The sequence below is a fragment of the Arthrobacter crusticola genome, from assembly GCF_004357995.1.
GTDB classification, from domain to species: Bacteria; Actinomycetota; Actinomycetes; order Actinomycetales; family Micrococcaceae; genus Arthrobacter_D; species Arthrobacter_D crusticola.
Genome location: NZ_SMTK01000003.1, coordinates 362,817 through 381,332, shown reverse-complemented (window position 1 = coordinate 381,332; position 18,516 = coordinate 362,817). Strand labels below are relative to the sequence as shown.

At 69.7% G+C, this 18,516-nt stretch carries 18 protein-coding genes; 5 read left to right on the top strand and 13 right to left on the bottom strand.

All coding sequences use genetic code 11. The annotated features are described in order from the left end of the window. Window positions 1–36 precede the first annotated feature (36 nt). Window positions 37–816 carry a maleylpyruvate isomerase family mycothiol-dependent enzyme gene (locus tag E2F48_RS09510; protein ID WP_133403747.1) on the bottom strand — a complete coding sequence of 260 codons (780 nt, stop codon included), beginning with the start codon at window positions 814–816 and terminating at the stop codon, window positions 37–39. Between the two features lie 225 nt (window positions 817–1,041). Next, the gene (locus E2F48_RS09505; RefSeq protein WP_133403746.1) at window positions 1,042–1,302 is read right to left on the bottom strand and encodes a glutaredoxin family protein; all 261 of its coding nucleotides are present in this window, start codon (window positions 1,300–1,302) and stop codon (window positions 1,042–1,044) included. A gap of 62 nt (window positions 1,303–1,364) precedes the next feature. Here E2F48_RS09505 and E2F48_RS09500 point away from each other — a divergent pair, with 62 nt between their 5' ends. Then, window positions 1,365–2,177 (top strand): HAD family hydrolase, encoded by an 813-nt coding sequence (locus tag E2F48_RS09500; protein ID WP_133403745.1) that lies wholly within the window; start codon window positions 1,365–1,367, stop codon window positions 2,175–2,177. Between the two features lie 153 nt (window positions 2,178–2,330). Here E2F48_RS09500 and E2F48_RS09495 read toward each other — a convergent pair whose 3' ends face one another. From E2F48_RS09495 to E2F48_RS09480, 4 genes are all read right to left on the bottom strand, one after another. After that, the gene (locus E2F48_RS09495) at window positions 2,331–2,429 is read right to left on the bottom strand and encodes a 30S ribosomal protein bS22 (protein WP_003792170.1); all 99 of its coding nucleotides are present in this window, start codon (window positions 2,427–2,429) and stop codon (window positions 2,331–2,333) included. A 192-nt stretch (window positions 2,430–2,621) separates the two neighbouring features. Then, window positions 2,622–2,831, bottom strand: coding sequence for a helix-turn-helix domain-containing protein (locus E2F48_RS09490; protein ID WP_133403744.1), 210 nt, complete (start codon window positions 2,829–2,831; stop codon window positions 2,622–2,624). Between the two features lie 237 nt (window positions 2,832–3,068). Further along, window positions 3,069–3,608: an ArsR/SmtB family transcription factor gene (locus E2F48_RS09485; RefSeq protein ID WP_133403743.1), complete on the bottom strand. Its 540-nt coding sequence runs from the start codon at window positions 3,606–3,608 to the stop codon at window positions 3,069–3,071. Window positions 3,609–3,662: 54 nt separating this feature from the next. Further along, window positions 3,663–4,865, bottom strand: coding sequence for an acetoin utilization protein AcuC (locus tag E2F48_RS09480; RefSeq protein WP_246018751.1), 1,203 nt, complete (start codon window positions 4,863–4,865; stop codon window positions 3,663–3,665). A 124-nt stretch (window positions 4,866–4,989) separates the two neighbouring features. Here E2F48_RS09480 and E2F48_RS09475 point away from each other — a divergent pair, with 124 nt between their 5' ends. After that, a complete protein-coding gene (locus tag E2F48_RS09475; protein ID WP_133404133.1) occupies window positions 4,990–6,402 on the top strand; it encodes a TrkH family potassium uptake protein in 1,413 nt (470 codons plus the stop codon). Beyond that, window positions 6,395–7,063, top strand: a complete 669-nt coding sequence (locus tag E2F48_RS09470; RefSeq protein WP_133403742.1) for a potassium channel family protein — start codon at window positions 6,395–6,397, stop codon at window positions 7,061–7,063. The genes E2F48_RS09475 and E2F48_RS09470 overlap by 8 nt, the downstream gene beginning before the upstream one ends. Before the next feature lie 39 nt (window positions 7,064–7,102). Here E2F48_RS09470 and proC read toward each other — a convergent pair whose 3' ends face one another. From proC to trhO, 5 genes are all read right to left on the bottom strand, one after another. Then, the gene (gene proC, locus E2F48_RS09465; protein ID WP_133403741.1) at window positions 7,103–7,948 is read right to left on the bottom strand and encodes a pyrroline-5-carboxylate reductase; all 846 of its coding nucleotides are present in this window, start codon (window positions 7,946–7,948) and stop codon (window positions 7,103–7,105) included. A gap of 286 nt (window positions 7,949–8,234) precedes the next feature. Continuing rightward, on the bottom strand, window positions 8,235–9,035 hold the full coding sequence (locus E2F48_RS09460; RefSeq protein ID WP_133403740.1) for a sugar phosphate isomerase/epimerase family protein: 801 nt from the start codon (window positions 9,033–9,035) through the stop codon (window positions 8,235–8,237). A 128-nt stretch (window positions 9,036–9,163) separates the two neighbouring features. Further along, complete coding sequence (gene topA / locus E2F48_RS09455; protein ID WP_133403739.1) at window positions 9,164–11,911, bottom strand: type I DNA topoisomerase; 2,748 nt, start codon at window positions 11,909–11,911, stop codon at window positions 9,164–9,166. A 121-nt stretch (window positions 11,912–12,032) separates the two neighbouring features. After that, window positions 12,033–13,688, bottom strand: coding sequence for a DUF7059 domain-containing protein (locus E2F48_RS09450; protein ID WP_246018749.1), 1,656 nt, complete (start codon window positions 13,686–13,688; stop codon window positions 12,033–12,035). Continuing rightward, entirely contained in the window at window positions 13,689–14,615 is a 927-nt protein-coding gene (gene trhO / locus E2F48_RS09445) for an oxygen-dependent tRNA uridine(34) hydroxylase TrhO (protein WP_133403738.1), read from the bottom strand. Between the two features lie 85 nt (window positions 14,616–14,700). Here trhO and E2F48_RS09440 point away from each other — a divergent pair, with 85 nt between their 5' ends. Both E2F48_RS09440 and E2F48_RS09435 read left to right on the top strand, forming a co-directional pair. Then, window positions 14,701–15,345, top strand: coding sequence for a GNAT family N-acetyltransferase (locus tag E2F48_RS09440; protein ID WP_133403737.1), 645 nt, complete (start codon window positions 14,701–14,703; stop codon window positions 15,343–15,345). A 47-nt stretch (window positions 15,346–15,392) separates the two neighbouring features. Beyond that, window positions 15,393–17,756 carry a DEAD/DEAH box helicase gene (locus E2F48_RS09435; protein WP_133403736.1) on the top strand — a complete coding sequence of 788 codons (2,364 nt, stop codon included), beginning with the start codon at window positions 15,393–15,395 and terminating at the stop codon, window positions 17,754–17,756. On the opposite strand, the gene E2F48_RS09430 is transcribed toward E2F48_RS09435, so the two are convergent. Both E2F48_RS09430 and E2F48_RS09425 read right to left on the bottom strand, forming a co-directional pair. Beyond that, entirely contained in the window at window positions 17,753–18,133 is a 381-nt protein-coding gene (locus E2F48_RS09430; protein ID WP_246018742.1) for an Rv3654c family TadE-like protein, read from the bottom strand. The two genes, E2F48_RS09435 and E2F48_RS09430, sit on opposite strands and share 4 nt — an antisense overlap. Before the next feature lie 10 nt (window positions 18,134–18,143). After that, the gene (locus E2F48_RS09425) at window positions 18,144–18,512 is read right to left on the bottom strand and encodes a TadE family type IV pilus minor pilin (RefSeq protein ID WP_133403734.1); all 369 of its coding nucleotides are present in this window, start codon (window positions 18,510–18,512) and stop codon (window positions 18,144–18,146) included. Window positions 18,513–18,516: the final 4 nt, after the last annotated feature.

Here is an 18,516-nt window from a genome sequence, read left to right as displayed (position 1 = left end):
CCCACCAAGTGCGGGCTTCGCCGGGTGGAAGGGGCCTCAGAGCGGGAGCGGGTGCTCGAGCACTCCCGCGGGCGTCCCCCGGCCGGAGAGGATCCGGCAGCAGTCAATGGCATCGATTTCCAGGGGTGCGCTCCCGTCGTCGGCCCGGACGAAGGTACCGCCGGCCGGACCGGTCAGTCGAAGGTGGAACGGGTCGGCGTGGAGGGTTGCCCATTCCGCAATGATGTCTTCGACGATGCGCCCGTCGTGTTCCCGCGTCGGGTTGAGCGGCCGGTCGGTCGCCCGGGCAATGTCGATGCGGTGCATCCAGACGTCGCGGGTGAACCCGATGTCGAAGAGGTAGCTCAGCGGCTGCCAGCCGAAGTCGACGCCGGCCATGCTGCCCAGGGGCAGCAGCCGAAGCCTTCCAATGGCGCCGGGCAGCCGCCTCCGGGACCTGAGCGCGGCGTCGGCCGCACTGGCCCACCGCGCTGGGATGTCGGGGGCGTGAAGGTCCCGCCGAGCCTGAAGCTGGGCCTCATTCAGTCCGTCCACCCAGTGCTGGCCGCCGATCTGCGCGGTGAGCCTGCGGCCCCGCACCGCCTGGCGCAGGAACTCGCGGGGTGAGGCCTGTGCCTCGGCGGTGGCTATGACATGCACGGCCACATCCCGCACCGTCCAGCGGGCGCAGTCGGTCCCCCGATTCCAGTCCCCGGCGCTGAGCTGCTGGAGGAGGGAATGGAACCGCTGATTTTCCTCAGCTGCCAGCCGCATAGCCTCGTGGTGCCCAATGCGGGCGATTTCGGCCACCGGGGTGGGAGGGCGATCCTCGGTCATGGCGCATCCCTGCCTTCGCTTCCGTCGGGTCCGGTGGGCTCCGGGGCTCGGTTGCGCCGAAGCCTGAACGCTGCAGCTTAAGCGTAGGACTGCCGGTCCCGGTGCAACAGGCTTCCCTGCCACACGCCAGGGGTTTCCTCCACCCCGGAAGGGCGGCGGAGCCCCTCCGCCGCCCTGGGTCTCCGGGGCGGCCAACCGGGCTGGATGCTCGCCGACCGGATCGGTTCAGGGCCGCAGCAGGCGCCGCAGGCGCTCTTCGTCGATCCTCCAGAAGTCACGCTGGATGCCATCGATCATCAGGACGGGCAGTTCCTCGGCGAACCTCTCAAGCAGTTCGGGCGCGTCCGTGACGGAACGTTCCCGCCAGCGCAGGCCGAGTGAGGCGGTGACCCGTTCCACCACAGCGCGCGCATCCTCGCACAGGTGGCACTGCGGTTTCGTCACGAGCACGACATCGGGCGGCGGGCCTTGGGGCTGGGTGTTCATCCCTTCAACCTACCCGCCGCGGCCCACGGACGCCGGGCACCGCATGTGGCTAGACTTTCACCATGCGCGGCACCACCGGGAAGGACCTTCCCTTCCCCCTGGATACGCCCGGCACCCCCGGGTCGGCGGCCTTTTTCGATGTGGACAACACGCTCATGCGCGGCGCCAGCCTGTTCCATGTGGCGCGGAAGATGTATCAGCGCCGTGCGTTCACCCTCCGCTTCGCCGCGGGCCTGGCGTGGAAGCAGATCCGGTTCGTGCTGCGCGGCGAGACCATGACCGACGTCAACTCGGTGCGCGACGCCGCGCTCGCCTTCGCCATCGGGATCGCCCATGCGGACATCCTTGCCCTCGGCGAGGAGGTCTACGACGAGATGATCGCCTCCAAGATCTGGCCCGGGGCCCGGGCCCTGACGGACCAGCACCTGGCCGCCGGGCGGAAGGTGTGGCTGGTGACCGGCACGCCGGTCGAGGTGGCCAGCGTCATCGCCAATCGGCTCGGGCTCACCGGCGCCCTCGGCACGGTCGGGGAGGTGGCCGACGGCCTGTACACGGGACGCCTGGTCGGGGAGTTCCTCCACGGCGCGGCCAAGGCCGCCGCGGTGAAGGAGCTGGCGGCACGGGACAACCTGGACCTTGACCGCTGCTGGGCCTACAGCGACTCCTTCAACGACGTCCCGCTGCTGAGCAGCGTGGGCCACCCGGTCGCGATCAACCCCGACTCCCGGCTGCGCCGGCACGCGCGGGCGAACAACTGGCCGGTGTTCGACTTCCGCAGCGGCCGCCGCGCCGCGACCATGGGCCTCAAGGCGGCGACTGGAGTGGGAGCCGTCTATGGAATGTGGCGGGGGTTCGTGAAACTGCGGGACCGCTGACACCGCCGCTCGCCGGGCTGCGCCGTGAGCCACGCCGCCGTTAACCACGTCCGGCCCACCGCTCCAACCTGGGGTTGGGGCTGCGGACCGGGAAAACTGGAAGGGGAGCCGCCGGACGGCGGCCCTCCAGCTGTGGAGCAGAAGGGCAGTGCCCTACTTCTTGTTGCGGCGCTGGTGGCGGGTCTTGCGAAGCAGTTTGCGGTGCTTCTTCTTGGCCATACGCTTGCGGCGCTTCTTGATTACTGAACCCACAGAGTCCTCACAAACTTAATAGGAATCCAGGCGGCTGTCTCCGCTGCGAAAACAGCGCAGGACCGCCCGGAGCTGACATGGGCTCGCCCGAACCGGCGGGCCCGGTAAAACCGGTAGTTGCGCGGCAGCTAACGACCGCGCAAAACGTTCCTTAACAGGGTACAGGCAATTGGTGCCGCCCCCGACCGGCGGTTAGGCGGTGGCCGGCTGCCCGTCGACCTGCGCGTGGCGGAGGTAATCGGCGACGGCCGATTCGGGAACCCGGTAGGAGCGCCCAAACTGGACGGCCGGCAGTTCCCCTGAATGAACGAGTCGGTAGACGGTCATTTTTGACACCCGCATGACGTCGGCGACTTCCGCCACCGTCAAGAACTGCACATCCGAGAAGTTCCCGTCTGCCATCTCACCACTATTCCTTTACTTGAAGGCTTCCCACCCTGAGACCGGCATTCGAACTGATGCCGGATGCGCGCGATCGATACGCCGCCTCGAAGCATGAGGATTTCTGCCTAGGACGGTACTCTAGTGGCAGCTGTGACAAAAGTGAAAGCCCCTGTGGTAGAGAGGCTCCTTAACCCCACGGGCGAAGGCCAGCCGGGTGCAGAAAGGCGGTCCATCGGCGGGCGCATCGGGCGCACGCTACCGCTCGTGGTCCTTCCGGCGCCGCAGCTGGGAGATCAGATCGGCCGCCCGTTCGGCCGCGCGGCCCATGGTCCTGCCGATCTGCTGCTGCCGGGTCGCCTCCGCCGCGGCCCGCGGTGATCCGGCAGGCGCGAGCGCCGCCGCCGCAAGGACACCCGTGGCCGGGACCTCGGCACCGGCCTGCACCTCCTCTGCGGGGACAGGAGCCGCCGGTTCGGTGGGGGCGGTACCGGGGACGGCGGAGGGAACCGGCGCCTCGGGGGCGGCCTCCGCCGGGCCCGCCGTGAAACCGGCGATCCAGTCCTGCACCGTAAGCAGGGGTGAGGATTCGAGCGAATAGAAGCGTTTCTGGCCCTGCGCCCGCATGGTGACCAGGCCGGCTTCGCGCAGTACCTTGAGGTGCTTTGACACTGTCGGCTGGCTCACGCCGAGCTCTCCAACCAGCTGCCCCACCGATTTCCCCTCGGCGCGCAGCAGCTCGAGGATGTCCCGCCGCGTGCGCTCGGCGATGACTGCAAACACGTCGTCGATACCCATTACTTCACCCTAGCGATATATGCCGCCGACGGCATCCCGACCCGCTGCAGTGCCTCAGTCGAACCACGGGTCGAGCCCGTGCAGCGGGAACACGGCCCTGCGGGTGGCCATGACCGTGCGGTCGAGGTCGTCGCCGGGATCGTAGCCCACTTCCCAGGACCGCCACCAGGTGTCGGCGCCGTCTCCCATCAGGGCCGGCGGGGTGGATCCGTAGCGTTCGCGCACATAGTCCCGCCACGCCGGTGGCACCGGGGTGGACGGCCCGACCGCGGCTCCCGCCGCCACTGCAATAAGCAGGCTCCAGGAGCGGGGCACCACGTTCGCGAGGTTGTATCCGCCGCCGCCGGTGGAGATCCACCGCCCGCCGCACAGGCGCTCCGCAAGGTCCCGGGCACCAAGCATCATCGCGTGCTGGGCGTCGACGCTGAGCCTCAAATTCGTTAGCGGATCGGCAAGGTGGGAATCGCATCCGTGCTGGCTGACGATAACCTCGGGCGCGAACACCTCGGCCAACTGGGGCACGACGGCGTGGAACGCCCGCAGGACGGCCGCGTCGCCGGCGGAGGTCGGAAGGGCAACGTTGACCGCGGTGCCCTCGGCGCCGGGGCCGCCGGTCTCATTCGCGAAGCCGGTTCCGGGAAACAGGCTCATCCCCGTCTCGTGCAGGGAGATGGTCATGACCCGCGGCTCGTTCCAGAAGATGCTCTGGGTGCCGTCCCCGTGATGGGCGTCAACATCGAGGTAGAGCACCCGCGCGACCCCTGAGTCGAGGAGCCGCTGGATGCACGCGGCGGCGTCGTTGTAGATACAGAAGCCGCTGGCCGCCGAGCGCGCCGCGTGGTGCATGCCGCCGCCGAAGTTCACGGCGTGGAGCGCGGTGCCGGCGACGACGGCGTCGGCCGCGGCCAGCGAGCCGCCGACCAGCCGGGCACTGGCCTCGTGCATCCCGGCGAAGCCCGGGGTGTCGGCGGTACCCAGGCCGAACTCGGGGCGCGCGGTGTCCGGGTCGGCGCTCACCGCGCGCACCCCGGCGATGTACGCGGGGCTGTGCACCGTCGCCAGTTCGGCGTCGGCGGCCACGAACGGGGGCACCACCGACACGGTGGGGAGGTCGAGCAGTCCGACCTCACGCGCCAGCCGGGCCGTCAGCGCGAGCCGGGCCGGATTCATCGGGTGATGCGGGCCGAAGTTGTAGGCGAGCATCTCATCGTCCCAGACGACGTGTGTCCGGGGCGCGGGCGCGGAGGAATTAGACATCGCCCTCAGGCTACGCGATGCCCCGAACTTCGGCCACGAAGCGGGGGTGAAAGTGATTTACTACTTCAAGGACAACATTCGGGCCGCTGCGGCGGCATCAACAGCAACGGGGCATGCGGCGTCAATGATTACTCAGCAGCCTCCGTGGCTGAGGGAAGATCGGAGCGGGCTCGCGCGCATCCTGGCGCGCCTGCGGGACTTCCTTGACGGGTTCGCCAACAGCTCGCCAGCCCGCCTGGCCCTGACCATCTTCGTCGCCGTCATCCTCCTGTTCACGGGGCTCCTGAGCATGCCGGTGGCCTCCTCGGACAGGACCGCCACCCCGCTTCATGACGCGCTGTTCACGGCGGTCTCCGCGGTGTGCGTGACCGGGCTGACGGTCGTCTCGACGGCCACCCACTGGTCCTTTCTGGGGCAGCTGATCATCCTGCTCGGCATCTTCATCGGCGGTCTGGGCACCCTTACCCTGGCCTCCCTGCTGGCCCTGGTGGTGAGTAAACGCCTGGGCGTGCGCGGGAAGCTCATCGCCCAGGAGGCGCTCAACAACGCCGGCCGGCTCGGGGAGATCGGCACTCTGCTGCGCATCGTCATCACCACCTCCGTGGTGATCGAACTCGTGCTCGCCCTGGCCATGATCCCCCGGTTCATCATCCTCGGGGAACCACTGGGCCAGGCCGTGTGGCACGGTATTTTCTACTCCATCTCGGCCTTCAACAACGCCGGGTTCACCCCGCACTCCGACGGGCTGGTGCCCTACCAGACCGACCTGTGGATTCTGGTCCCGCTGATGGTGGGGGTGTTCCTCGGCAGCCTCGGCTTCCCCGTCATGATGGTTCTGCTCCAGACCCGCTGGCGGTACCGGAAGTGGAACCTCCACACCAAGCTGACCATCGTGGTGTCGCTGATCCTGCTGGGAGTGGGCACGCTGGCCTGGGGCGCCCTCGAGTGGTCCAACGCCGACACGATCGGCGGCCTCAGCGCCAGCGACAAGCTCATCCATGCGGCGTTCGCCTCAGTCATGACCCGTTCGGGCGGATTCAACCTCGTCGACCAGGCGGAAATGGACTCCACCACGATGCTCCTGACCGACGCGCTCATGTTCGCCGGCGGCGGATCCGCCTCCACCGGCGGCGGGATCCGCGTGACGACCATCGCCGTCCTGTTCCTGGCCATCGTCGCCGAGGCACGGGGCGACAGCGATGTGCGGGCCTGGGGGCGGACCATCCCGCAGGGCACCCTCCGGGTGGCGATTTCGGTGGTCTTCATGGGCGCTACGGTGGTGCTGCTCGGCACCGGGGTCATCCTCGCCATCTCGGGCGAAGGCTTGAACCGGGTCCTGTTCGAGGTCATCTCGGCCTTCGCCACCTGCGGGCTGAGCACCAACCTCAGCGCGGAGCTCCCGCCCGCGGGCAAGTACGTGCTCGCGGCTTTGATGTTCGCGGGCCGGATGGGCACAATTACCCTTGCCTCCGCCCTGGCCCTGCGCCAGCGCAGCACTTTGTACCACTACCCCGAAGAAAGGCCGATCATTGGCTGACAGACCAGCACACAACGCCCCGGTCCTGGTGATCGGTCTTGGCCGGTTTGGCGCCGCAACGGCCGAGCAGCTTGTCAAGCAGGGGCGCGAAGTCCTGGCCATCGAGCGGGACGGGCAGCTGGTGCAGAAGTTCGCCGGAACCCTCACCCACGTCGTCGAGGCGGACGCCACCAACCTCGATGCGCTGCGCCAGCTGGGAGCGCAGGAGTTCACCGCCGCCGTCGTCGGCGTGGGCACCTCCATCGAGTCCAGCGTGCTGATCACCGCCAACCTCGTGGACCTGGGCATCGACCACCTGTGGGTGAAGGCGATCACCCCGTCGCACGGGAAGATCCTCAAGCGCATCGGCGCCAACCACGTCATTTACCCCGAGGCCGACGCCGGGCAGCGCGCTGCCCACCTGGTGGGCGGCCGGATGCTCGACTTCATCGAGTTCGACGACGGCTTCGCGATCGTGAAGATGTACCCGCCCAAGGAGACCCAGGGGTTCACCCTCGCCGAGTCCTCGGTGCGCTCCAAGTACGGGGTCACCATCGTCGGGGTGAAGTCCCCGGGCGAGGACTTCACGTACGCGCAGGCCAACACCAAGGTCTCGGGGCGGGACATGCTGATCGTCTCGGGCCACGTGGACCTGCTCGAACGCTTCGCCGCCCGCCCCTAGGCGCTGCAGCCCCGTAGCATCCGCCCGCGGGGGCGCGCCTCAACTGCCGCCGAGTTCCCGGGTGATTTCGGCGGCGCGCTCGGTGGCGGCACGGGCGCCGCGCGCCACGATCTCGGCCAGGCCCTCCCGGTCGAAGGTCTCGACGGCGCTCTGCGTGGTTCCGTTCGGGCTGGTCACGGCGCGGCGCAGGGCTGCGGCGTCGGCGCCGTCCTCGGCGAGCATGAAGCCCGCCCCGGCGACGGTTTGATTGGCGATCAGCCGTGCCAGGTCCGGTTCGAGGCCCAGCCGCTCCCCCGCCGCGGCCATCGCCTCGGCCAGGTAGAAGGCATACGCCGGCCCGGAGCCGCTGACCGCCGAGAGCGCGTCCACCTGCTCCTCCGGGATCTCCACCACGGTTCCGGCCGCGGAAAGGAGGTCCCTGGCCGTCCGCAGGTACTCCGGGCCCGCGGACGCGCCGGCGGAGATGGACAGGACGCCCCGGCCCAGCCGGGAGGGCGTGTTGGGCATGGTGCGGATGACAGGCTGCCCGGCCGGCAGCACCGATTCGATCATTGCCGTGGTCACGGCCGCGGCCACGCTGAGGACCAGGGTGTCCGGCCGCAGGGACGGGCCGATCTCCCGGGCCAGGGGCAGCACGCCGGCGGGCTTGACCCCGACGACGACGACGTCCGCCGCGGCGGACGCCTCCTGGTTGGCCTCGGGGTTGTCCTCCGCGGCAAGGACCTCAATGCCGTACCGGTCCCGGAGCTCCTGGGCCCGGTCGGGACGCCGCACGGTCGCCGTGACGCTTGAGGGGTCGCGGCCCGCGGAGAGCAGCCCGCCGAGGATCGCCTCGTTCATCGATCCGGTGCCAAGGAAGGAAAGGTGAAGGGAAGTTTCGCTCATGGATCAATCCTGCCACGGGCGACTCACAGCGTTCTCCCAGCATTTTCGCCGGGGAGTCACATGATGCGCCGGTAACGTTCTATTCACCTCATGAAGGTGCGAGTGATGAGGGCCGGATTCTCCTGATCCGGTCCGGCGCCGCTGGCAGGCCACGTGTTCCCCCAGTACCTGGCCACGCCGGCGGCGTCACTGCGTTAACGGCCGGATCGCCCGCTTGTTCTCCCCGCGGCCGGAGGTTTTTGCACGGCGGCCGCCGTGCCTCCCGGCGGCCCGGGTGCTTCCGCGGTCAGTGGCCCAGGTTCTCCCGCGCGAAGGAGAGCGTCTCGGCGAGCCACTCCTCGCGCTCGCCCGCCCCGCGGGCCCTGCGCGTACTGACCTCGACCGCCACGACGCCGTCCCAGTCCGAGTCCCTCAGGTGCTGCAGCGCCTCGGCGCAGCGCTGCTCCCCCTGGCCGGGGACGAGGTGTTCGTCCTTGCCGTTGGCCGTGCCGTCGGTGAGGTGGACATGGGAGAGCCGCTCCCCCAGGCCCCGGATCTCCTCGAAGGAATCCATTCCCGCGATCGCCGCGTGGGAGAAGTCCCAGGTGACCGCGTCGTAGGGCTCCGGGATCGGGTTCCAGTGCGGGAGGTACGCCTTCGCCTCCCTCCCCCGGACCTTCCACGGGTACATGTTCTCCACGGCGATCTTGATTCCGTATTCGTCCGTCACCCGGCGGATCCCCTCCGCGAAGTTTTCGGCATAGCCGCTCTGCCAGCGGAACGGCGGATGCACGACAACGGTCTTCGCGCCCACCTCGGCGGCCATCGCCGCTGACATCTCGATCTTCGTCCATGCCCGTCCCCACACCTGCTGGGTCAGCAGGAGTGTCGGGGCGTGGATGGCGAGGATCGGCTGGTCGTAGCGGGCGCTCAGGCCGCGCAGCAGGTCCGGGTTCTGGCTGGTGGAGTTGTTGGTCACCATGACCTCCACGCCGTCGTACCCGAGATCCTGCGCCATGGCGAAGGCGTCGTGCACCGACAGCGGGTACACCGAGGCGCTGGAGAGCGCTACGGGGATCGGGGACGGGGATGCCTCGGGGAGCGTCATCTAGACCGCCCCGCCCGACGGGTGCGCCGCGCCAGTGTCCAGCCCGCCTGTCCGCATTCTTCCGCCATCCGTCGAGCCACTCATCCTGTTCATCGGGGCACCCCGCGGCACACCCGTGCCGCGACAGGCTACTTCCCCGCCGCTACCTTGCGCTTGGCCGGGGCGCGCCGGGTCGTCTTCTTGGGAGCCGGCCCCTTGGCCCGCTTCTCCGCCAGCATGTCGATCGCCTGTTCCCGGCTGAGCTCCTCGAGAGCCATCGAGCCCGGGACGGTGATGTTCGTGATGCCGTCGGTGATGTACGGACCGAAGCGGCCGTCCTTCACCACGATCGCCTTGCCGCTCTCCGGGTCGTCGCCGAACTCGGCCAGCGGCGGGGTCGCGGTGCGTCCGCCGCGCTGCTTGGGCTGGGCGTAGATCTCAAGGGCCTGCTCGAGGGTGATCGTGAAGATCTCCTCTTCGGACCCGATGGAGCGCGAGTCGCTGCCCTTCTTCAGGTACGGCCCGAAGCGTCCGTTCTGGACGGTGATCTCCTTGCCTTCGGCGTCCTCGCCCAGGACCCGGGGCAGGTTCATCAGCTTGAGCGCCTCGTCGAGCGTCACGGTTTCCACCGACATCGACTTGAACAGCGACCCGGTGCGCGGCTTGACCTTGGCGGGCTTCTTGGGCGGCTTGGGCTTGCCGTTCTTGTAGTACTCCACCGGCTGGGCCGCGAGCTCGGCCTCGGTCGGCTCGGGGATCAGTTCGATGACGTAGGGACCGTAGCGTCCGTCCCGGGCCACGATGGTCCGGCCCGTTTCGGGGTCAACGCCGAGCACCCGCTCCTCGGAGACCGGGGACTCCATCAGCTCAATCGCCTTTTCGGCGGTCAGCTCGTCGGGGGCGAGGTCCTCGGGCACATTGGCGCGCTGCGGCTCGGCGCCCTCGGGTGCGTCGGCCGGCAGCGGCTTCTCAAGGTAGGGCCCGAACTTGCCCACGCGCAGGGTGATGCCGTCGGCGATCTCCACGGAATTGATGCGGCGGGCGTCGATTTCGCCGAGGTCGTTCACGATGGTGTGGAGCCCGGTGTCCTTGCGGTCGCCGTAGTAGAACCGGTCGAGCCATTCGACCCGGCCGGCCTCGCCGCGGGCGATCCGGTCCAGGTCCTCCTCGAGTTCGGCGGTGAAGTCGTAGTCGACGTAGTCGTTGAAGTGCTCCTCGAGCAGGCGCACCACCGAGAACGCGATCCAGCTGGGCACCAGGGCCTGGCCGCGGACGCGGACGTAACCGCGGTCGACGATCGTTGACATGGTGGCGGCGTAGGTCGAGGGACGGCCGATGCCGCGCTCTTCGAGGACCTTCACCAGGGACGCCTCGGTGTAGCGCGGCGGCGGCGAGGTCTCGTGGCCGAGCGCCTCGATGGCCTCGGCGCCCAGCGCGTCGCCCTTGGCCACGTTCGGCAGGCGGGTGCCCTGGCCGGCGTCGTCGTCGCCGTCCTGGTTGCGGTCCGCGTCGCGGCCCTCCTCGTAGGCGGCCATAAAGCCGCGGAAGGTGATGACGGTGCCCGAGGCCGAGAACTCGGCGTCGCGCCCGTCGGCGCTGACGGCGCCGAGCCGCAGCGAGGCGGTTGAGCCCTTGGCGTCGGCCATCTGGGAGGCGACGGTGCGCTTCCAGATCAGTTCGTACAGCCGGAACTCGTCGCCGCGCAGGGACTTGGCGACCTGGGCGGGGGTGCGGAAGGAATCCCCGGCAGGACGGATGGCCTCGTGGGCCTCCTGCGCGTTCTTGGACTTGCCCTTGTAGATCCGCCGGGCCTCGGGCACGTATTCCGCGCCGTACAGCTCAGAGGCCTGGCGGCGGGCGGCGTTGACGGCCTGGTCCGACAGCGCCGGGGAGTCCGTACGCATATAGGTGATGTAGCCGTTTTCGTAGAGCCGCTGGGCCACCTGCATGGTGGTTTTGGAGGAGAAGCGCAGCTTGCGGGCGGCCTCCTGCTGCAGGGTCGACGTCGTGAACGGCGCGGCCGGGCGGCGGGTGTAGGGCTTGGTCTCCACCGAGCGCACGGTGAACGCGGCGGCCTCGAGGCCCGCGGCCAGGGACCGGGCGGCCTGCTCGTCGAGGCGCACCACCCCGGAGGCCTTGAGCTCGCCGCGGTCGGTGAAGTCCTTGCCGGAGGCGATGCGGCTGCCGTCGACGGAGACAAGCTTCGCGGGGAACGCCCCGCCCTTGGCGGCCTCGGCGGGGGTGAAGGACCCGGTGAGGTCCCAGTAGGAGGCGGCACGGAAGGCCATGCGTTCGCGTTCGCGCTCCACGACGAGCCGGGTGGCGACGGACTGCACACGCCCGGCGGACAGGCCGCGGGCGACCTTGCGCCAGAGCACCGGGGAGATCTCGTAGCCGTAGAGGCGGTCGAGGATCCTTCGGGTCTCCTGTGCGTCGACCATCGGAATATCGAGGTCGCGCATTTCGAGCAGGGCGCGCTGGACCGCTTCCTTCGTGATTTCGGGGAAGGTGAGCCGGTGGACGGGAACCTTGGGTTTGAGCACCTCGAGCAGGTGCCAGGCGATGGCCTCGCCTTCGCGGTCACCGTCGGTTGCGAGATACAGTTCGTCGGCGTCCTTGAGGGCGGCCTTGAGTTCGGCCACCTTCTTCTTCTTGTCCGAGGAAACGACGTAGTACGGCTCGAAGTCCTTCTCGATATCCACGGCAAACTTGCCCACCGAGCTCTTCTTCATCTCGGCCGGCAGGTCGGAGGGCTGGGGCAGGTCACGGATATGGCCCATCGAGGCGGCGACCTCGAAGCCCTCCCCGAGGTAGCCGGCGATGGTCTTGATCTTGCCGGGTGACTCGACGATGACGAGCTTTTTTCCGTGCTTTTTGTCCGATGCCTTAGTGGGCACTTCTCTCCTCGATACGGGGGTGCTGAGCCAGTCCGTCAATGGCGCGCGGCGGGGGTTCCGCTGCTGGCTCTACCCCTCCCAGTATGCGGTATGCATTCCTGCATTAGGGTAGCGGCAGAATTCAGGGGGCCGGAATCAGGAATCCTTCGAGCACGAGCCGGCCCGCCATGGCGAGCAGGTCCGGCACGAAATCCGGACCGTCCTCACCGAGCAGGACGGCGAGCGCTCCGGCGATCTGGCCGGCGGTCAGGTCGCCGTCGCAGGCGGAGGCGAACCCGGCGAGTTCGGTGCTCAGCAGGGTGGTGCGCCGCAGGCCGGCGCCCTGCCGGAGCAGGATCACCCCGGGGTGCTCGGCCCCGGGCCGCTGGTGGCGCTCCTCGGTGACGTCCCCGGCCACCAGCAGGTACTCCCAGTTCAGGTCCCGGCCCCGCGCTTGCCGGTCCGGCCCGTCGTGGTTCGGCGCGGTCCCGGCGCCGCCGGGGGCGGCCGCCGCCAGCCAGTCGCCGCGCTCGATGGCGGCACCCAGGTGGGGGCCCAGGGGTTGTTCCACCTCGTGGGTGATCTCCTCGCACCGCACCCAGGCGGGGGCGCCACCCGGGGTGCGGCGCAGCCAGATGTAACCGAAGCCGACCGAGTCCACGGCGCGGGAGGCGAAGTCGCCGAGGTAGTCCGCGTACCGCTTGACGTAGGCCGCGCGGTCCCGGTTCTCGGCGGCGTCGCGCAGCCAGGTCTCGGCGTACTGCAGCGGGGACTGGACCTCGCGCTGGATGATCCAGGCGTCGGTGCCCTCCGGCAGCCACTCCCGGAGCCGCTCATCCCACTCCCGGCCGGCAGGGATCTCCCAGTTGCCCAGCAGCTGTGCCGTGCCGCCCTCGGCGAGGACCCCGGGCAGGTTGGCCAGGAGCCCCGAGACGATGTCGTCCCCGGGCAGGCCGCCGTCGCGGTAAGTGAACTGGTCCTCGGGGGACTCCTCGGTGGACCGCGGGGTGATGACGAACGGCGGGTTCGACACCACGAGGTCGAACCGCTGCCCGGCCACCGGTTCCAGCAGGCTGCCCAGGCGCAGCGACACCCGCGCATCGAGGGCGCCCGGATCGATCCCCAGCGGCCCGGCGTTGAGCAGCAGGTTGAACCGGGTGAACGCCAGGGCCCGCGGCGAGATATCTGTGGCGGTGACATGGTCGGCGTGGGAGAGCAGATGGAAGGTCTGGATGCCGCACCCGGTGCCCAGGTCCAGGGCCGTGCGGACGCGGGGCCGCACGGTGATCTGCGCCAGGGTCAGGGACGCCCCGCCGATGCCGAGCACGTGGTCGTGGCGCAGGACGCCGGGGCGCTGGAGGGCGCCCAGGTCGCTGGCCACCCACAGGTCGCCGTCGGCGTCCGAGGAGTAGGGGCGGAGTTCGACCGCGGCGCGCCGGAGCGTGTCCGGTGCCGGGGCGTCCACCGGGTCGATCAGCCGCAGGGCCTGAAGCCCGTCCGTGCCGGTGATCGGGAAGGCGAGGTTCAACTGGTCCTGGGTGAGGGTGCCGCCGACGAGCCACAGCAGGATAGGCACCACCAGCGGCGAGGGGGCCGGGGCGCGCAGTTCCTCCTCGCAGGCCAGGAGCACCGGCACCAGCTGGTCGCGGTTCAGGGCCGCGTAGGCCTCCTCGCCGACGAAGTCCGCCACCCCGCCGACCGTGTAGTCCAGGGCGGAAAGGTCGGCGGCCAGCGACTCGAGCAGGTCCGGGTGCAGCACCGGGGGCGCATCCGCCACGTCCTCGTCGAAGCCGCCCACTTATGCCGCCCCGGCCGCGGTCGCCTCCGCCTCGTCCGTCTCGCAGCCCTGCGGGCAGCGGAGCGTCTCGGGGCGGGCGGCGCAGTCCGCGCAGTACAGGGTGAGGTTGCGGCAGGCGGAGTTGGAGCAGTTCTCGAACTTGTTCGTCGGGGCCGCGCAGCGCGCGCACTTGCCGACGGTTACAGCGTCGCTGCTGAATTCCAGGTGCATGCGTTTGTCGAACACGTAGAGCGATCCCTCCCACAGGCCCCTGTCGCCGTAGGTCTCTCCGTAGCGCACGATGCCGCCCTGGAGCTGGTAGACCTCGCTGAAGCCGCGGTTGACCATCAGGCTGGAGAGCACCTCGCAGCGGATCCCGCCGGTGCAGTAGGTGACGATCGGCTTGTCCTTCAGGTCGTCGTACTTGCCCGAGTCGAGCTCCGCGACGAAGTCATGGGTGGTCGACACGTCGGGGACAATGGCGCCCTTGAACCGGCCGATCTGCGCCTCGAGGGCGTTGCGGCCGTCGAAGAAGACGACGTCCTGGCCCTGGCTGCGCTTGGCGTCGATGAGGTCGTGGAGTTCCTCCGGGCGCAGGTGGGTGCCGCCGCCGATCACGCCGTCCGGGCCGACCTTCAGTTCGCCGGGCGCGCCGAAGGAGACAATCTCGTCGCGCACCTTCACGCTCAGCCGGGGGAAGTCCTCGGCCCCGCCCTCGGACCACTTAATATCCATCGTCTTGAACGCCGGGTACTCGCGGGTGGCCTTCACATACCGTTTGACGGCGTTCAGGCTCCCGCCGACCGTGCCGTTGATGCCGTCCTTGGAGATCAGGATGCGCCCGCGCAGCCCCAGGCTCTCGCAGAGGGTCCGCTGCCACAGCCGGACCGCTTCCGGATCCGGCAGGGGCGTGAAGGCGTAGTACAGGACGATCCGGTTCAAAGGCACGGGTTAAAGCGTACGTTGTGTCTCAAAATCGTCACTGTCCGCCGGGACTGTGTTTTTTGGCCCCTCCGCCATCTATCGTCAGTGCATGGGAACACAAGGAAGCAACGATCTCCTCTCCACCTGGATCACGGGGTGGGCCACCTGCCGGGGCTACGACCGGCAGGATGACGGGCGCACCACCTCTGTGGTGCTCACGGACCAGGGCGGGCGGGACGAGCATTTTCTCTACGAGCCGTCGGAGGAGCTCCTGCTTCAGGTGGCAGCGGAGACCAAGGCCGACCCCAACCGGGTGCTGACCGTCGCCACCAACCGCATGGAGGACCTGCTCGCCGTCACCCGGCCGCTCGCGCTGCAGGTGGTGGACAGGCAGTCCCTCATGAGCGCCGATATGGCCGACCAGGACGTCGAGGACCCCACGACCCCCGACGGTTTCGTGCTGAAGCGCCACGACGAGCCGGGCTGCCGCCGCGTCGAGGTCACCTTCGAAGGCCAACCCGCTGCCCGCGGCGCCGTCTCCGTCGTCGGCGACTTCGCGGTGTACGACGGGATTGAGACGGAAGAGGAATTCCGCCGCCGCGGCCTGGCAAGCTTCGTCATGCGCGCCCTGACCGCGGCAGTGCTCGAGGAAGACGTGCGCATCGGCCTGCTCATGGCCACCACGGACGGGCGCGAACTGTATTCGTTCCTCGGCTGGCAACAGCTCGCCGACGTGTTCATCCTGAGGGGATAACCGCCGTCCGTGTGCCGCCCGGCGCGGGCGGGTGGAAGAATTGTGGGGTGGCACTGCACGATTCCCTCATCCCGCTGCTCGGCGGAGGAGCACATCCGGAGCAGCTGCTGCATGTCCGGGAGATTCCCGCGCGCCGGGCCGAGCACGAGCCGTGGCCGGCCTGGGCCCACCCCGACGTGGTGGACGCCTATGCCTCCCTCGGGGTCCACGAGCCGTGGCGCCACCAAGTCCGCGGGGCCGACCTTGCGCACTCCGGGGCGCACACCATCATCTCCACGGGCACCGCCTCCGGAAAGTCGCTCGCCTACCAGCTTCCGGTGCTGGACGAGATCCACCGCAGCGAACTTGCCGACCAGTCGACCCTCGCGCCGGCCGGATCGGTCGCCCTGTATCTGGCGCCAACCAAGGCGCTCGCGGCCGACCAGCTCTCCGCCATCGAGGCCCTGAAGCTGCCCACCGTCCGCGCCGCAACGTACGACGGTGACACCGACCCGGGTGCCCGCCGCTGGATCCGCGACCATGCCAACCTCGTGCTGGCCAACCCCGACATGCTCCACTACGGCGTCCTGCCCAACCATCCAGCCTGGGCACGGTTCTTCCGCCGGCTTCGGTACGTCATCATCGACGAGGCCCACAGCTACCGCGGGGTCTTCGGCTCGCACGTGGCGAACCTGCTGCGCCGCCTGCGGCGGATCTGCGCCAGCTACGGGTCCTCCCCCGTATTCATCGGCGCCTCGGCGACCTCGGCGGAACCCGCGGCGTCATTCAGCAGGCTCATCGGCGCGCCGGCGCAGGCGGTCACCGAGGACTCCTCCCCGCACGGCTCCACCACCGTCGCCTTCTGGGAGCCGCAGCTCACCGACCTCCGCGGCGAGAACGGCGCCCGCTCCCGCCGCACGGTCATTGCGGAAACCTCGGACCTGCTGGCGAACCTCGTCTCGGCCCAGGTGCGCACCATCGCGTTCATCAAGTCCCGCCGGGGCGCCGAGAGCATTGCGGCGACCTCGCGGCGGCTGCTCGAGGAGGTCCACCCGAGCCTGCCGGGCCGGGTCGCTGCCTACCGGTCCGGGTACCTCCCCGAGGAGCGCCGGGCGCTTGAGGCCTCACTGCGCAGCGGCGAGCTTCTGGGTGTGGCCAGCACATCGGCCCTGGAGCTGGGCATCGACATTTCCGGGCTGGACGCGGTGCTCGTGGCCGGCTGGCCCGGTACGAGGGCGTCGCTGATGCAGCAGATCGGCCGCGCCGGCCGCTCCGGGCAGGACGCCCTGGCTGCGTTCGTGGCCAGTGACGACCCGCTCGACACCTATCTGGTGCACCACCCCGAGGCGGTGTTCGACGTCGCCGTCGAGGCCACGGTGTTCGACCCGTCCAATCCCTATGTGCTGGGTCCTCACCTGTGCGCGGCGGCTGCCGAACTGCCGCTGACCGATACCGACCTCGGGCTGTTCGGCCCCTCCTCCCCCGGCCTGCTCGGCCAACTGACGGACCAGGGGTACCTGCGCCGCCGGCCCGCCGGCTGGTTCTGGACGCACCCGCAGAGCGCCGCGGCGATGGTCAACCTCCGCGCCGACGGCGGCGGGCCGATCAGCATTGTCGAGGCCGGGACGGGGTCCCTGCTCGGCACCATGGATTCCCCGCAGAGCCACTACCAGGCCCATCCGGGCGCGGTGTACGTGCACCAGGGCCGCACCTACGTCGTGGAGAGCCTCAACGAACAGGACCACTGCGCGGTGGTGTCCCGGGCCAGCCCCGACTACTACACCCAGGCCAGGGACGTCACCCAGATCGAGGTGATCGACCGCGGCGAGGCCGAGCAGTGGGGCGAGGTGCTGGTCAACTTCGGCGACGTCAAGGTGACAACCCAGGTGGTGTCCTTCCAGCGCAAAGCGTTCGCCTCCAACGAGATTCTCGGCGAAGAACCGCTGGAACTCGGCGCCCGCGACCTCTTCACCAAGAGCGTGTGGTTCGAGATCGACAACGAGCTGCTGCAGAAGGGCGGCATTTCCGCCGAGGAGCTTCCGGGGGCCCTGCACGCCGCCGAACATGCAGCCATCGGACTGCTGCCCCTGGTTGCCTCAAGCGACCGCTGGGACATCGGCGGGGTGTCAACGGCCCTCCACGCCGACACCGGGCTTCCGACAATCTTCGTCTACGACGGCCACCCGGGCGGGGCGGGGTTCTCCGAGCGGGGATTCCAGGCCGCGCGGGTATGGCTGGCTGCCACCCGCGACGCCATTGCCGCCTGTGAATGCTCCGACGGCTGCCCCTCCTGCGTGCAGTCCCCCAAGTGCGGCAACCGCAACAATCCGCTGAGCAAGGCCGGGGCGGTTCGGCTGCTGTCCCTGATCCTGTCAGGGTCAGAGGGGGCACCGGTGGAGGCAGGGGCGGCGGCCCGTCCGGGGGCCGACTAGCGCCGCGGGTGAACCCGCGGCGGTGGGCGGGCCCGCTGCTGGGGCGGGCCGGCCCTCGCGGCCCCGGTGGCCTCGGGCAGGACTCCCGGGACCGGCACCGAGGTCCGTACAGTGACAATCACCCCTCCCGGCCCCGAACGGAAACAGCCGACCAGTTCCGCCCGGTGCCGGCGGGCGGTGACGCGGGCGACGTCGCAGGGATCTCCGTTCCTCAGGCCCCGCGCGGCGTCCGCGCCCGCCAGCGCGGCGAGGTCTGCGGCGGCCGCCGCCCGCGCCCCGCCGACCGCACCCTGCACCAGCAGAACGAGCGCCGCGAGCAGCAGGATGAGGGCCGCGGCAAGGCCAGCCATGAGCACCGTGCCGCTCCCACGCTCCACCTGAGGGTGATTAGCGGGCATGTTCGGACCAGCCGGAGGCCGTGGCCGAGAGCCGGACCTTCAAAAGGTCGAGGAACGGCCCCTGGACCCGGGTGGTTACGGTGACCGAGGTCCAGTCCCCGTCGCCGGCCACCTCCAGCCCCGCGCCGGGCCCGGCCAGGCGCCTCACCGTCGCCTCGACCGATTCTCCGGCCTCCCCGCGCGCGATCTCCCGCGCCCCGGCCCGGGCCGCCTCCTCCAGGCGAAGCTGGGTGACACCGACGGTTGCTGCTCCGAGGATCACGCCGAGCAGAAGGACGAGCGCCGGCAGGGCCACCGCCAGCTCGGCGGTGACCGACCCGCGTTCGGGCCCTCGCCCCCTCTGCAGGTGCCGGCTCATGCCC